Source organism: Pseudoalteromonas sp. J2K-J599 (assembly GCF_059295115.2).
This window is the reverse complement of record NZ_CM200271.1, coordinates 3,259,990-3,274,924: the sequence shown is the minus strand read 5'-3', so window position 1 is coordinate 3,274,924 and position 14,935 is coordinate 3,259,990. Positions and strand designations below refer to the sequence as shown.

The 14,935-nt window shown below is 38.7% G+C and carries 13 protein-coding genes; 9 read left to right on the top strand and 4 right to left on the bottom strand.

Going from position 1 to position 14,935, the window contains the following annotated elements:
• Nucleotides 1-7 precede the first annotated feature (7 nt).
• Nucleotides 8-1,078, bottom strand: a complete 1,071-nt coding sequence (locus AC5NT5_RS14735) for a CDP-glycerol glycerophosphotransferase family protein (protein ID WP_154903586.1) — start codon at nt 1,076-1,078, stop codon at nt 8-10.
• A 178-nt stretch (nt 1,079-1,256) separates the two neighbouring features.
• On the opposite strand from AC5NT5_RS14735, the gene AC5NT5_RS14730 reads away from it, so the two are divergent.
• From AC5NT5_RS14730 to AC5NT5_RS14700, 7 genes are all read left to right on the top strand, one after another.
• Complete coding sequence (locus AC5NT5_RS14730) at nt 1,257-2,360, top strand: phosphoribosylaminoimidazolesuccinocarboxamide synthase (protein WP_154903585.1); 1,104 nt, start codon at nt 1,257-1,259, stop codon at nt 2,358-2,360.
• A 122-nt stretch (nt 2,361-2,482) separates the two neighbouring features.
• Entirely contained in the window at nt 2,483-3,145 is a 663-nt protein-coding gene (locus tag AC5NT5_RS14725) for a methylamine utilization protein (RefSeq protein WP_494513887.1), read from the top strand.
• Nucleotides 3,138-5,453, top strand: a complete 2,316-nt coding sequence (locus AC5NT5_RS14720; protein ID WP_154903583.1) for a bifunctional diguanylate cyclase/phosphodiesterase — start codon at nt 3,138-3,140, stop codon at nt 5,451-5,453. The genes AC5NT5_RS14725 and AC5NT5_RS14720 overlap by 8 nt, the downstream gene beginning before the upstream one ends.
• Nucleotides 5,440-6,273, top strand: a complete 834-nt coding sequence (locus AC5NT5_RS14715; RefSeq protein WP_494513888.1) for a DUF3034 family protein — start codon at nt 5,440-5,442, stop codon at nt 6,271-6,273. Before AC5NT5_RS14720 ends, AC5NT5_RS14715 begins: the two co-directional genes overlap by 14 nt.
• Nucleotides 6,273-6,692, top strand: a complete 420-nt coding sequence (locus AC5NT5_RS14710) for a group I truncated hemoglobin (protein ID WP_004335507.1) — start codon at nt 6,273-6,275, stop codon at nt 6,690-6,692. The genes AC5NT5_RS14715 and AC5NT5_RS14710 overlap by 1 nt, the downstream gene beginning before the upstream one ends.
• Nucleotides 6,693-6,914: 222 nt before the next feature.
• Nucleotides 6,915-7,964, top strand: a complete 1,050-nt coding sequence (locus AC5NT5_RS14705) for a capsular polysaccharide export protein, LipB/KpsS family (RefSeq protein WP_494513889.1) — start codon at nt 6,915-6,917, stop codon at nt 7,962-7,964.
• Nucleotides 7,964-8,797, top strand: coding sequence for a sulfurtransferase (locus AC5NT5_RS14700; RefSeq protein ID WP_494513890.1), 834 nt, complete (start codon nt 7,964-7,966; stop codon nt 8,795-8,797). Before AC5NT5_RS14705 ends, AC5NT5_RS14700 begins: the two co-directional genes overlap by 1 nt.
• A gap of 886 nt (nt 8,798-9,683) precedes the next feature.
• Here the strand turns inward: AC5NT5_RS14700 and AC5NT5_RS14695 are convergent.
• Entirely contained in the window at nt 9,684-10,043 is a 360-nt protein-coding gene (locus AC5NT5_RS14695; protein ID WP_182695550.1) for a DUF5522 domain-containing protein, read from the bottom strand.
• 43 nt (nt 10,044-10,086) lie between these two features.
• Between AC5NT5_RS14695 and AC5NT5_RS14690 the strand changes: the two genes are divergently transcribed.
• On the top strand, nt 10,087-10,413 hold the full coding sequence (locus tag AC5NT5_RS14690; RefSeq protein WP_290193228.1) for a hypothetical protein: 327 nt from the start codon (nt 10,087-10,089) through the stop codon (nt 10,411-10,413).
• Nucleotides 10,414-10,505: 92 nt separating this feature from the next.
• Here the strand turns inward: AC5NT5_RS14690 and AC5NT5_RS14685 are convergent, their stop codons facing one another.
• Nucleotides 10,506-11,474, bottom strand: a complete 969-nt coding sequence (locus AC5NT5_RS14685; protein ID WP_033038639.1) for a class 1 fructose-bisphosphatase — start codon at nt 11,472-11,474, stop codon at nt 10,506-10,508.
• Nucleotides 11,475-11,628: 154 nt separating this feature from the next.
• On the opposite strand from AC5NT5_RS14685, the gene AC5NT5_RS14680 reads away from it, so the two are divergent.
• On the top strand, nt 11,629-14,058 hold the full coding sequence (locus AC5NT5_RS14680) for a zinc-dependent metalloprotease (RefSeq protein ID WP_494513891.1): 2,430 nt from the start codon (nt 11,629-11,631) through the stop codon (nt 14,056-14,058).
• A gap of 98 nt (nt 14,059-14,156) precedes the next feature.
• Here AC5NT5_RS14680 and AC5NT5_RS14675 read toward each other — a convergent pair whose 3' ends face one another.
• A complete protein-coding gene (locus tag AC5NT5_RS14675; RefSeq protein ID WP_024595182.1) occupies nt 14,157-14,930 on the bottom strand; it encodes a YggN family protein in 774 nt (257 codons plus the stop codon).
• Between the last annotated feature and the right edge of the window lie 5 nt (nt 14,931-14,935).

Sequence of the window (14,935 nt, the reverse complement as noted above, 5' to 3'; positions counted from 1 at the left end):
TATCCGATTACCAACCCCAGTAGTTTAGATCTTTACGCATTTTTAGCTGTCTTATTATATTTAATGGCTTGGGTTTTAGTTTTTCGTTACTTTGTAAAAATTCATTAGCTGCATTTAATACGCGTTGGCTAGATTGGCCATCAGTATACGGATGAAGTTCCTGGCAATAGCTTTCAATATTTTGCATTAAATCACTAGGTTTAGTAAGCGCGTGTTCAATAGCTGCTTCTACTTCATCTGCGTCGGTAATATCAAGTAAATGAGGAAGTGGTTTTTGATTACAAAACGTGACTACCGGTTTACGTAGTAGTAAAAACATTAAAAGAACTGACGATGTATCGCACAGCATAACATCAGCAGCTTTCAGTAACGGCAAAACGTTATCGGTTTCAATAAATGTTAGATTTTCGTTACTCAGCGCTTTATATTTATTAACCCATTCGGCAGGCATTTTAGGATGAAACTGCATCAAAATACGCCACTTACCTTGTTCACTAAAATGTTTTATTTGCTCATATAATTTAGGAGCAAGTGATAGCTTTCGTGAGAAAGTAGAGCATATAAGTAAAGTAGGGCGAGGGTCGTCGCTTACATAAGGATTATTTGAAGTATTACTAAAAAGTGGATCGAGTGTTGGCCAGCCAGTTTCAGTTACTTTAAAGAAACCATGCTGCTTAGCTAGCTCTTTAAATCGGGTTGTTGTATTTGGGCCTTGCGTACAATATAAATCGTAACAACCACGAATAGTAAAATGACCACGATTACCTTCAGAGCTGCGCTTTTCAGAATTAAAACCATGAAATACAGCTACTTTTTTACCTGGAATAAAGCTAGGTACTATATTACCCGGTATAAATGTAATGTTTGGAGCCCAGCTTTTTACATCTTTTATGGTATGTAAACGTGGCTCGTCTGTGGTTAAAAAATCAGGGTTTACTTCGCTACCCGCTAAAAACCAGCGTACTTCACCGCCATGTGCCAATATTTGCGCCTGCAAAGGTCTCAAGATAGCGTATGAATAATTCTGAGAAATATACATTAAGTATTTTTTATTTTTAGTGGCAGTTAAGTAGTTCAAGCTATCTCCTCAGGCTGGTTAGCACATTAAGTTTACCCCATTGCGACTCGCTTATAAATATATGCCTTTATTTGTTTTAAGCATCCGATTGAGCTTTGAGGTTGGCTAGATTATTATACAGCCCATATAACCCCATACCATACTTTGCTCAAAGAGCATCCCTAACCTCGGAGATAGCATGACTAGCTATAAAGTTTTAGACGTAAACGATGATTTACCCATTCGTACCAAAGGTGAAGTACACAGCGGTAAAGTTCGTTCAGTTTATTGGTTGACTGATGAAGACAGCGATCGATTAATTAAAGATAAAGGCTATCAAGTACCGACTGGTACTGAGCTTGCTATTATGGTTATTTCAGACCGAATTTCTGCATTTGATTGCATTTGGCAAGGCGAAAACGGTTTAAATGGCGTACCAGGTAAAGGTATAGCGCTAAACTCAGTGGCAGCCCATTGGTTTAAGTTATTTGATAAAGCGGGTCTTGCGGGCAATCATATTGTAGATATTCCGCATCCGTATGTGTGGATTGTACGTAAAGCCAGTACAGTAAAGGTAGAGGCAATTGCTCGCCAATATATTACGGGTAGCATGTGGCGCGATTACGCTAAAGGCATACGTAACTTTTGTGGTATTGAATTACCAGAGGGTTTAAAAGCGAACCAAAAGCTTGATGACGTTTTAATTACGCCGTCAACAAAAGGTATTATTGAAGGCGTTGCTGATATTCCGCCAGTTGATGATGTAAATATTACTCGCGCTAACATTACTAATAACTTAGATGTATTTAACTTTAAATCGGCAGATGATGTAACTAAATACGAAAAACTGTTAGTTGAAGGTTTTAAATTAATTAGTGATGAACTAGCTAAGCTTGAGCAAATTTTTGTAGATACTAAATTTGAGTTTGGTTATGTAGAGGATTTAAATGGCGCGCAACAGCTTATATATATTGATGAAGTAGGCACGCCTGATTCGTCACGTATTTGGGATGAAGCAGCTTACAAAGGCGGTAAAGTTGTTGAAAATTCTAAAGAAGGCTTTCGTCAATTACTGATTAATAACGTGCCAGAGAGCGACGTATTATTAAATAAAGATCGCATGAGTGAGCGTGAGCAGTTAGCTAAAGATTATATTTTACCAGAATCAGTAATGCTTGAAGTGTCAAATACCTATGTTGGCATAGCGAGTAAAATTGTTGGCAGAGATATAGTGATCCCTGAAGATCCTCGCCAAGAAGTTATTACTATTTTAGATAACGATTACGGATTAATTGTTAAATAACAGCACTTAAGTGCTAATAAAGCCAGTAACTAAATCTTTATTTTTAGTTACTGGGCTATAATTCTTGCAATTAGTGCTCGTCTCTAATTAACTTAACCTAACATTAATGTTTAGGTATTGTTATGTTTGAACGGGCATTGCAAAAGTTTGCTAAAAGTCATTACTTTTTAGCTATAGGTTTGTTTTTTAGTCAGTTTGCTTTAAGTGCAAATATTGAATTAGTAATAGAAGATCAACACGGCCAAAAGTTATCAGGTGCAGTGGTTGAGCTTAATATTGCTGGTAAACAAGCCACACCATCAAATTTGCCCATTGCTATAATGGATCAAGTCCATAAGCAGTTTTTACCCGTATTATTAGTTGTACAACAGGGTCAAAAAGTTAACTTTCCTAACAGCGATAATATTCGCCATCATGTTTATTCTTTTTCACAAGCTAAGCCTTTTCAACTAAGATTATATTCAGGCCAACCAAAAGAGCCCATTACGTTTGAGCAACAAGGAGTTGTTGTTTTGGGGTGTAATATACATGACTCTATGGTTGGCTATATTTATGTAGCTAACAACGAATTCGTATATAAAACAGATAAAAAAGGCTATGTAAATTTGCCTATTAATACACTGCCTGCACAAGTGAGTGTGTGGCATCCATTACAAACAGCACCATTGGAGAATAAAAAAATGATAACAATTAATTCTCAAAAACAGTTACAGATAACAGTAAACACATCAACTCCAGCACCTAGAAATACCTTTGGTAGTAAGTTTAAGGCTGGTAATGACTAATAGTTTACGAAATCGCATAACCATTTTATGTGTTGGCTTAGTGTTATTAACCACTATGGTCAGCTTGTTTAGTTTTTGGTGGTCTACGAGTAAATTTCAAGAAGAAAAAGTAAATCAAGATATTACCGTAGCGCAAAATGTTTATAAGCAATATTTAAAGTCAAAAGAAAGCCTACTGTTAACCGCTGCAAAAGTACTCACCTCCGATTTTGGTTTTAAGCAAGCTGTAGCAACGCGAGATGCAGGTACAATCAGCAGCGTGTTGTTTAATCACAGTCAGCGTATTGATGCCGAATTAATGTTGTTACTTGATTTATCGGGTAAGCTAATTTCCGCCAATACTGACGAAGACGTTTTTGCACACAACTTAAAGCCCTTGATGGAAGAGCTTTTAAGTGCGCCAGAAGAGTCTAGCTTTGTGGTGCTTAATAACGAACTGTATCAAATTATTTTATTACCTGTAAAAGCGCCACGTACAGTAGCCTATAGCTTGGTGGGCTTTAAAATTGATGACAATGTAGCCCATGAACTAAAAAGCTTAACAGGCATGGATGTAAGCTTTATAGGCAGCGCTGACGATATTGTTATTAGCTCATTAGCTAACCGCCCTGAGCAATTTGAACCTGTTAGCTATTTTAGTACCGTAACCACATCGCGGTTTTTTGGTGAGTATTTAGTGTATCGTAACCGAGATATAGATTTACCATCGTTGTTGACCCATCCCATAATTATTTTACTGAGTGCCGATTTAACACAAAGTTATAGTGACTTCGAAAAACTTCTTTTTACACTTATTATTTTAGCTATTTTAACTATGTTCGTGGGTGTTATTACAAGCAGCATATTTGCAAATAATTTAACTACGCCACTTACTCAACTAGCTGTAATAGCAAGGCAATTTGCACAAGGTAATTATGCATTTGAATTCAAAGGGCGAAGGCAAAGTACCGAAATAGACACGCTAGTCGCAGCGTTTGATAGCATGGGTAATGATATTAATCAGCGCGAGCAACAAATTAGCTTTCAAGCCAGACACGACTCCCTAACAGGCTTTTATAACCGCTCAGCCATGCTTGAGGTGCTTGATGATGAGTTAGATTCATCAGCCGAGTACACGCTCGTTGCAATAGATATAAAAGGACTTCGCCATATAAACGATAAGCTCGGTCCGCGTATTGGTGATGACTGCCTAAAGGCAGTTGCTTGCAGAATAAGTGAGTTTTCGGATGAGTTAGGGGGCTTTCATGCCCGTATTGGCGGCGATGAGTTTTTAACTGTGTTTCCGACTGCGGCAGCACGTGAACACAAAAGCGGTATTGTTGGCTTAATGGCACAATTACAAGCGTGCTACACCATTCAAAAACTAAAAATTAATTTACACTTTAGTGCAGGCATTGTGCAGTATCCTACCCAAGGTATTGCAAGTGATGACTTAATGCGCCGTGTGCTAATTGCAGTTGAAAGTGCTGCAAACACACAAGAGAGCATACATTACTATCAAAATGGCGAAGACGAAGCGCACTTAGATCGCTTAATAATGCTTGATGAATTAAAGCAGGCTATTAGTGATGACGATGGTCAATTGTTTATGACTTATCAGCCAAAATTACATTTGAAATCGCAAAAAATAGATAAAGTTGAGTCGCTTATTCGCTGGCAGCGAAAAGATGGTAGCTGGGTCAATCCTGAACTGTTTATTGACTTAGCTGAGCAGTCGGGTCTTATTGTTGAACTTACTGGGTGGGTTGTTAATACGGTTGTAGCACAAGTAGCTGATTGGCAGTCTAAAAATATAAACTTACAGGCTGCAATAAATGTATCTGCGCAAGACATAGCATTTCAGGGCTTTCATGCAGCATTAGTTCGTACGCTTAAAAAGTACAAAGTAGATTCTAAGCTGATCACTATTGAGCTTACTGAGCGCGATATGATCGAAAACGAAGAAAAAGGTATTAAAGCGCTCGAAAACCTAAAGGCAATTGGCGTTAAAATATCATTAGATGATTATGGTGTAGGGCAAACATCACTTGGTAGATTAAAAATGCTGCCTATTGATGAGCTTAAGCTAGATAAGTGCTTTATCCTAAAACTTGATGAATCGCAAAAAGATCAATTTATAGTGCAATCATCAATTACGTTGGGACATCAGCTAGGTTTCTCGGTTGTAGCTGAAGGGGTTGAAACGCTTGGCTCATTAAATTTACTTAGAGGCATGCAGTGCGACCATGCACAAGGCTATTACTTAAGTCGGCCTTTAAAAGCAGAACTATTAGAAGAATGGCTGGAGGAATACTATGCAAAAAATTAAATACTTATTAGCAAGTTTGTTTTTAATAGTTAGTGTGCCGAGCATTGCAAGCAATGGAAAACTGCTAGCTACGCCGGGAGTTTCTCAAATTGAAGGCAGTGGCGGCGGGGGGATTGTACCGTGGGCACAACTTGCTGGGTACGCAAGTGATGATGAATTTTCGGTAAATGGCTTTTGTAGTCGCGCAGATGTAACCGACTACACACTTGACGTATGTGGTGCACAACTTAATTTATTTAATCGTGTTGAGCTTAGTTATGCCCAACAGCGCTTTGATGTACCAGCACTTGATGCTGAAATAGAGCAATCAATTACAGGTGCTAAAATACGTTTGTACGGCGATATTGTTTACAGTGATTGGCCACAGCTTAGCTTAGGGATTCAGCATAAATCACTAGATGATGGCAGTATAGCAACACTTGTAGGTGCAGAAGATACCAGCGGCACTGACTACTACCTCGCTGCTAGTAAATTACATTTAGGGGCTATTGCTGGCTATAACTGGTTTTGGAACGTAACTACACGATACAGTGAAGCTAATCAACTCGGTCTACTTGGTTACGGTGGAGAAAATACTAGCGGAAAAGTATTATTTGAAGGCAGCACAGCACTATTTTTTAGTCGCGCAATAGCCGTAGGTGTTGAGTATCGTCAAAAATCAAATAACTTAAACTTAGGCGAACAAGATTGGAAAGACTTATTTGTAGCGTGGATGCCTAACAAGCATGTGAGTGTGACAGCGGCTTACCTTGATTTAGGAAGCATTGCAGGGGCTGACGATCAAACAGGTTGGTATTTATCGGTAACAGGGTATTGGTAATGAAAAGCGTTGGTATTTTTTTGATGTGTTTAGGGTTGCTTAGTGGGTGTGCAAATTCTACTAAGCTCTCACTTTATCAAAAGCTGGATGGTAAAGCTGGGATAGGCAGAATTGTTGATAGCTTTATCTATCAAATAGGCAATGACGAGCAGATAATTCATTACTTTGAACACAGTAATATAGCGCATTTCCGCCAAGGATTTATTAATCATATGTGCATGTTAGTAGAGGGCCCGTGTACATACGATGGTGACTCTATGGTGGCAATTCATACTGGTATGCATATTACAGAGAAAGATTTTAATCATGTTGTTGATTTGCTTATAAATGCAATGAATGAGCAAGATGTTAGCCATAGCTTACAAAACGATATTCTTTCTAGAATGGCGCCACTTCGTGATGAAATTATAAAAATGTAACTATAAAGCTTTCAAAGTAATTATTAAGTAAAGGGAACCTTGCTTTGATTGCATTGTCCACATAGAATTATTTCATAAAAACAACAATTGGCAAATATAGCTTGTATGGCTTATCTATTTATCTCTCGCAAAAATGTACACGCAAAATACTATAAAAAAATAATCAAAAAATTGTCGATGAATTGCCAATTACACATCATGGGAGCGCCTAAGCTTTCTGCTGTGAAATATTTAAAAGATGCGTTCCAAGTTAATTTTACTGGTGTAGTCAACTCTCAACTAAAACGTAAAAGAGCACGTAATACAACTTGGAATAATTCTATCATTACTGCGGTTTATAGTGCTGGTTTAGTTTTATTTGAACGATTACGATACGCTAAGTATTTAGCCTTATTAACCGAAACTAATCCTGAATGCATTGTCATTTGGAACGGCAATAAACTTCCAAATACAACCGTTGCTATGGCTGCAAAAGCATTAGGTGTTAAGCAGTTTTATTATGAAAATGGTTTACTACCCGGTACAAGCAGTTTAGACCCTAATGGTATTAACTATAATGCGTCGTTAAGCCGTGACCCTTCTTTTTACCTAAATTTTGACCCACAAAATAAGCTAAACTTTTGTGCGCCGGATTTAATTCCAAGAGCTGATCATAAAAAGCGCTGTGAATTTGAATGCGCCGATGTGCCAGAACGCTATATATTTGCGCCTTTTCAAGTACCTCACGATACTCAATTAGCTAGCTTTTCTCCGTGGATAAACTCTATGGACATGTTTTACGACGAGGTGATTAAAGCGGTCAAAAGCTTAAACGATCCAAGTTTAAAAGTGGTTTTTAAAGAGCATCCGTCGTGGCATAAACATTACGCTCATCTTTATGAAAAAGATCCGATTGCAATTTTTGCTAATGGAAATCAAACAAGTGATTTGATTAAGTGCGCTGAAGCCGTATTAACGATTAATTCAACGGTCGGCTTAGAAGCATTGCTGCTCAATAAACGAGTTTTAACTCTTGGACAAGCCTGTTACAACATTGAGGGTTTGGTAAAGCATGCAAGCACTGCAGAGCAGCTAGCAGAAAATCTGAACGAAGTAATGCAGGGCTGGCAACCAAATACATTATTAAAGGATAAGTTTTTTAGCTTTATTGAACATGTATATTGTATTCCTGGCGTTTGGAAACACACTGAAGATAAACACATTAAAGCGATTGAAGCGCGTTTTACGGGTAATGACGAGTTTGCTAAGTATCATGGTGATAAGGAATCGTAGTGAAAAACCTAATTAGCTGTCAGCAATTACACGAGCAACTTAATAATCCTGCATTAGTGATATTTGATGCAGGTATGCTGCGCCCAGGTGTTTTGGGTACTTATTCGCCGCAAGCAATGCTGCCCAACGCTAAACGTTTTGATATAAAAAACGAGTTGGCCGATAGATCTAACCCCTTACCAAGTACGGTATGCAGCGAGCAGCAGTTTACCCACGTGATGCAAAATGCAGGAGTAAATAACGATTCATTTATAGTTGTATACGAAGATGGCGGTTTATTTAGCGCAGCAAGGGCGTGGTGGATGTTTAAAGCTATGGGGCATCACAACGTAAAAGTACTCAGTGGTGGCCTTAAAAAGTGGTTAGAGAGTGGTTACGCCACACAGCAAGGTTATAGCAAATCGTTAGGTAAAGGTGATTTTACGGCAAGCTATAATTCTGAGTATTTTATCAATAGCCAACAAGTGGTTGACGCAATTGATGAGCCCAGCACTGTATTGCTAGATGCACGTGCTTATAAGCGTTTTACAGGCGAAGAAAGTGAACCCCGAAAAGGCATGCGTAGCGGGCATATCCCAAATAGTCGCTCGTTGCCTTTTATGGATTTACTTAATAAAGGTGAAGCCAAACCACTTGCCGAAATTAAAGCAATATTTATTGACGTGGTTGATGATGTGCAGCAGTTACAGTTTAGCTGTGGCTCAGGTATTACAGCGTGTGTTTTAGCGTTATTTGCTACCGAATGTGGTTACAGTAATTTAAGCGTTTATGATGGCTCGTGGAGTGAGTGGGGTGCAAGTGATTCATTACCCATCGCCACGGGAGAAAAATAGATGTGTTGGATATGTAAAGCTTGCTCACGTTAAAAACGCAGCGCCTCTAAACCTCTTTGTGAATAACAGCATTTAAAAATATTGCTCACAAGGAGAAGTGAAAGAGAAGAAAATGAGAAGGTAAAAACCAATGTTTGCTCGTAGTTGAATACTATTTTTATACAATCACTTACTCTAAAAACGCAGCGTCTCTAAACCTCTTTGTGAATAATTGCATTTAAAAATATTACTCACAAGGAGAAGTGAAAGAGAAGAAAATGAGAAGGTAAAAACCAATGCCTACTCGTATTTGAATACTATTTTTATACAATCACTTACTCTAAAAGCGCAGCGCCTCTAAATCTCTTTGTGAATAACAGTACTTAAAAATATTACTCACATGGAGAAGTGAAAGAGAAGAAAATGAGAAGGTAAAAACCAGTGCTTACTCGCATTTGAATACTATTTTTATACAATTTACTTACTCTAAAAGCGCAGCGCCTCTAAACCTCTTTGTGAATAACAGTACTTAAAAATATTACTCACAAGGAGAAGTGAAAGAGAAGAAAATGAGAAGGTAAAAACCAGTGCTTACTCGTATTTGAATACTATTTTTATACAATTACTTACTCTAAAAGCGCAGCGCCTCTAAACCTCTTTGTGAATAATTGCACTTAAAAATATTACTCACAAGGAGAAGTGAAAGAGAAGAAAATGAGAAAGTAAAAACCAGTGCCTACTCGTATTTGAATACTATTTTTATACAATCACTTACTCTAAAAGCGCAGCGCCTCTAAACCTCCTTGTGAATAACAGTACTTAAAAATATTATTCACAAGGAGAAGTGAAAGAGAAGAAAATGAGAAGGTAAAAACCAATGTTTGCTCGTAGTTGTATTAAATAGCTTTTACTTTTTAAAATCATAAGGGCAGTTTTTACAACCATTTTTGCAGCACGAACCACGCTTTAAAAAAAACCACTTACTAAATATCATGTAACCACTTTGCATGGTGTAGTCGAGCCCTTCAATTAAATTGTCGTTACCTCTAAATTGCTTTGCAAAGTCTATTTGGGTTTTAATAGGTTGTGTATAAACACCCTCTAAAAAAGTATTTATTTTATTAAGCGTGCACTTGCGGCATAAACAACTTGTTGCTGTGATATCAAGCGGTAAAATAGCCGGCAGCTCATTGCACCAACATGCTGATATATCGTCTACATTACACGTTAAAGTACTGTGGCATTGAGTGCAGTTAAGTTGAGTCATTATAATTCTTTTTAGTAACAGTGAGCCAAGAATAACAAATATTATGAATACACAAAAAGCATTAGCTGAATTTATTACATTTGGTGAGCAAAGGGACGAAGCTATATCGGTTATCGCTTCAAGCCCTGCTGATAGCAATAAAACTCATTATACTCTCTCAACCGAGGTTTTAATTGATGTGCTTAAACGCTGTTTAAGTAACGAAATAGACTTAGATGATTTAGAGCTTTGGGCAAACGTAATTGAATCGCGAGATGATATTGATTGTACTGAGCACGAAGGTTTTATTTATGCGCTCAGTAATAGCGAGCAAATGGGAGAGCTTAATCATCAAAAGCTTGCTCAAATAGTTGCCTTAGTAAAAGTTTGATTTGTTTAAAAGCGAGGTGTAAAACCTCATCTATAAAAAACCGCACTTCAATTGAATGCGGTTTTTAAATTGAGAACAATCGTTTTAAGCGATTATTTATGATATCCCAAGCACGTTTCTACTTCGTTTTTAGAACCTAAAATAACGGCTACTCGCTGGTGGATTGCATCAGGCTGAATATCCATAATACGCTCAGTACCGGTCGATGCGATACCGCCAGCTTGCTCTACTAACATAGCCATTGGGTTTGCTTCATAAAGTAGGCGTAATTTATTTGGCTTTTTAGGATCTTTCGTGTCGGTAGGGTAAGTAAATAAACCGCCACGGCTAAGTACGCGATGCACATCGCCCACCATTGCTGCAATCCAGCGCATATTAAAGTTTTTAGCGCGCGGGCCTGTATCGCCTGCTAGCAAATCATTGATGTAGTTTTGCATAGCTGGCTGCCAATGGCGTTGGTTAGACGTATTAATGGCAAATTCGTTTGTATCAGCAGGGATTTCGGCAAAATCTTGTGTAAGTAAAAAGCTGCCTTGTGTTTTATCAAGGGTAAACATGCGCGTGCCTTTACCTGTAGTCAGCGCAAGCATTGTTGATGGCCCGTAAAGTACGTAACCTGCAGCAACTTGCTTATGGCCGGGCTGCATAAATATGCTTTGATCAGCAGCGTCAGAGCCTTCAGGCGCTTCCATAATAGAAAATATAGTACCCACAAGTGAGTTAATATCCGTATTTGACGAGCCATCGAGTGGGTCAAATGCCACTATAAATTTAGCGTCTGGGTTACCTGCTACTGTGTAGTCTTCTTCTTCAGAGGCGATTGCTTTAACCGTACCTGATTCCAGTAAAATATCTTTTAACAGCTGATTAGATAATACATCGAGCTTTTTTTGAGTTTCGCCTTGAATGTTTTCATCAAGGGTTGAGCCTAATACGCCAGAAAGCGCGCCTTGACCAACGCGAAACGAAATTTCTTTACATGCTGCTAAAATTGTTCGAATTAATGATAAAAGTTCTCTTGAACAACCATCTTCAAGTAATACTGGAGGGAGTCTACGCATTTTATTTTCCTGATAATGTGTTAAAACCAATCATAATGTGAGAGAGATTAGCTTAGAGCGCTGAAATTCGTCTTAAATAACTGTATTGTTTAAATAGCACCCTATAATGGGACCACCTAATCGTACTTAAAACACAAATAACAAAGATAAGATTATGAAAAAAATACCACTACTAAGTTACATATTCTTTACTGTGCTGTGCTCTATCATAACTCAAGCGCACGCAGCAATTAAGTCAATTGATGAATTTACTACGCAAATGAATCATTTTCCGGGCTATTATTCATTTTTTTACGATACCCAAAACGGAAAAGTATATTTAAAAGTAGATAAGTTTGAACAACAATTTTTACTGCAGCAAAGCTTGCCTTACGGTATTGGCTCTAACGATATAGGCCTCGATAGAGGTCAGCTTGGTAACACGCACCTTGTGCAATTTGAGCGTTTTGGCGACAAAGTAATGCTGCGGGCTGTAAATACTTACTATCGTGCCAACACAAGCAATAAGGCTGAACAGCAAAGTATTAAAGAAGCGTTTGCATCAAGTATACTTGCTGGTTTTAAAGTGGTCGCAGAAGATAAAGCCACAGCACTTATTGATTACACGCCTTATTTATTAAGTGATGTACATGGCGTAAGTCGCACGCTTGCTGCACGTAAGCAAGGGAACTTTAGTCTTGATGAATCACGTAGCGCCGTTTATATGAATCGCTCAAAAGCATTTGTAAAAAACACCGAGCTTGAAGCCGTACTTACATTTAAGGGCACAAAACCAGGTGAATTTGTTCGCCAAGTAAGTGCCGACCCTTATGCGCTTACTGTTCATATGCATCATTCACTTATTCAATTACCAGATGATAACTACACACCTCGTAAGTTTAATCCGCAATCAGGTTTTTGGAGTATAGAGCATAAAGATTACGCAGCGCCGCTTGGTGAGTCTATGTATGTGCGTTATATACCGCGCCATCGTCTAACTAAAAATGACTCAAGTTTACCTATTAGTGAACCTGTTAAACCAATTGTTTATTACCTTGATCCTGGCGTTCCAGAGCCCGTTAAAAGCGCTTTGCTTGAAGGTGGAAAATGGTGGAACGACGCATTTACTGCTGCAGGATATAAAAATGCATTTATAGTAAAAGTGCTGCCAAGTAGCGCCGACCCTATGGATATTCGTTACAATGTCATTCAATGGGTACACCGTGCGACGCGTGGTTGGTCGTACGGAAGTTCTGTAATTGACCCACGTACAGGTGAAATACTTAAAGGGCACGTAACACTTGGCTCATTGCGTGTTCGCCAAGATATTTTAATAGCTGAAGCACTTGCTGCACCTTATTTAAAAGGCAATGAAGTTGCTAAAAACTTGCAAGCAATGGCGCTTGATCGGATTCGTCAATTAAGTGCACATGAAATTGGTCACACGTTAGGTATTTCTCATAACTTTGCTGCATCGGTAGGGGATAGAGCTTCTGTAATGGATTACCCACATCCGCTACTTAGTTTTAATGAACAAGGTAAGCTTGATGTAACGCGCGGCTATGCAACAGGTATGGGCGTGTGGGATACCCAGGTAATTAAATATGGCTATAGCGATTTTACTAACCAAGATGAAAGCGCAGAACTCGCTGCTATTTTAAAAGAAAATAAAGCCAAAGGCCTTGAGTTTATATCAGATAGCGACGCTCGTGCTAAAGGTGGCGCGCATCCAACAGCTCATTTATGGGATAACGGCACTAATCCTTCGCAGGAACTTTTAAGAGTACTCGACGTACGTAAAAAAGCGCTTTCGCAGTTTGGTATTAATAATATTAAAACGGGCGATTCATTATCGCAATTAGAGGAAAAACTAGTTCCGCTTTATCTGTTTCACCGTTTTCAGGTTGAGGCTGCGGTTAAGCTTATAGCCGGTGTTGATTACGAATACGAAACACGCGGTGATTCACCTGTAAAAGGCGCACAAGTCGTTAATAAAAAAACACAGCAAGAAGCGGTAAACGCTATTTTTGCAACGCTTAAGCCAAGTAACTTATTACTTCCTGAATCGGTACTATCGCTAATTCCGCCAAAAGCGTATGGCGAGTCTAAGTCGCGCGAGAGCATAGTTGGGCGCACAGGGTTAACGCTCGATGCAATGGCATTACCCGAGGTTGCAGTGCAGCACAGCTTGTCGCTTTTATTAAATGCACAGCGTTTAAATCGCTTAGCGCAGCAACAAGCACGTAGTAATGACTTTTATAGTTTAGATGAGTTACTTGAGGAGCTATATGGCCAAGTGTTTAACGCGTCATCACCTAATACAATGACAGGTAAAATAACTCAGCGCGTGCAATTTTTAACTGCAAAAGCCATGGCTGATATAGTAGCAAGCGATAGTGCAAGCCCTGAAGTGCAGGCGCAGTTACGTTACTACTTAGTTAAGTTGAGTGAAGACTTTAACCAAAACTCAATGCTGAGCCATACAAGTACTGGCGAGAGCGCGTTTAAGCAATATTTAGCTGAGCAAGTAAATCAGTTTTTAATTAAAGGGCAATGGCCAAACAACTTTAAAGTGCTGCCAATCCCGCCAGGCTCACCAATTTAGAATAAAAAGTAGAAGCGCTTAGTTTTAATCAATTACAAAGCAAAACACCGAGTATATTTATACTCGGTGTTATTTTATTCTAAAACCGAATACGTACTCTAAGACTTTATTTGCACTAAATCGTAATCGGCCATACCAGGTACTATTGCCTGTAAGCGAGATTCGGTTACATCGAGTGCATTTAAACATTCGCAATACTCAGAAGCCTTAAGCTCTAATTGATGTGCCTTTTTTTGTAGCGATTTATCAATTTCTCTTGAGATAATATCCATGCGTTGCCCCATGTCGTTAATGCGATCTTCTATATTACCTTCACGCGATTTAAACGCATCTCCAAGTGATACCAAAATAGCACCTAACGATCCATGAACAGCAGAGTGAATTTGCTGGCTGATCTCTTTAGTAAAAAAATCATCTATTTGCGAAAGTGATTGAGGGGCTATAAAAAAGAAGTCATCTCCGCGCTTAAACTTATCCATTAGCGCGCGCTCTACATACTGCAATTGTGTTTTAAGTACTTCAGGTTCTTTGTCTGACATACCTTCAACTACGTGTTCAATAGCGCTTAAACCTAAGTTAACACCATCGGTAGCAAGGTTTACTAATTCGGGGACTGTGTGGCGAATACCATTACTAAACTGTTCGAGTACTTTGCTTTCGTCATCGCTTAAATCAACCCAATAACCGCGAATAAACAGTTGGTTATTGTTATTAATTTGGACACGAGTTTGGCCTTTATCTAATATGCGAATTGCATCGTCAGTAATAATTAAACCATGACGTAATTCAACATCGCATTGGGCTTGAGCAAAGACACTAGTGCTTGAGAGCGCCATGGATAACGCCAATATCGAACGAGATAGAAACGCCATAAACA

Excerpts from the sequence above, each read along its gene's own strand:
- AC5NT5_RS14730 (WP_154903585.1), top strand. The coding sequence starts at position 1,257 with ATGACTAGCTATAAAGTTTTAGACGTAAACGATGATTTACCCATTCGT.
- AC5NT5_RS14725 (WP_494513887.1), top strand. The coding sequence starts at position 2,483 with ATGTTTGAACGGGCATTGCAAAAGTTTGCTAAAAGTCATTACTTTTTA.
- AC5NT5_RS14720 (WP_154903583.1), top strand. The coding sequence starts at position 3,138 with ATGACTAATAGTTTACGAAATCGCATAACCATTTTATGTGTTGGCTTA.
- AC5NT5_RS14715 (WP_494513888.1), top strand. The coding sequence starts at position 5,440 with ATGCAAAAAATTAAATACTTATTAGCAAGTTTGTTTTTAATAGTTAGT.
- AC5NT5_RS14710 (WP_004335507.1), top strand. The coding sequence starts at position 6,273 with ATGAAAAGCGTTGGTATTTTTTTGATGTGTTTAGGGTTGCTTAGTGGG.
- AC5NT5_RS14695 (WP_182695550.1), bottom strand. The coding sequence starts at position 10,043 with ATGACTCAACTTAACTGCACTCAATGCCACAGTACTTTAACGTGTAAT.
- AC5NT5_RS14690 (WP_290193228.1), top strand. The coding sequence starts at position 10,087 with ATGAATACACAAAAAGCATTAGCTGAATTTATTACATTTGGTGAGCAA.
- AC5NT5_RS14685 (WP_033038639.1), bottom strand. The coding sequence starts at position 11,474 with ATGCGTAGACTCCCTCCAGTATTACTTGAAGATGGTTGTTCAAGAGAA.
- AC5NT5_RS14680 (WP_494513891.1), top strand. The coding sequence starts at position 11,629 with ATGAAAAAAATACCACTACTAAGTTACATATTCTTTACTGTGCTGTGC.
- AC5NT5_RS14675 (WP_024595182.1), bottom strand. The coding sequence starts at position 14,930 with ATGGCGTTTCTATCTCGTTCGATATTGGCGTTATCCATGGCGCTCTCA.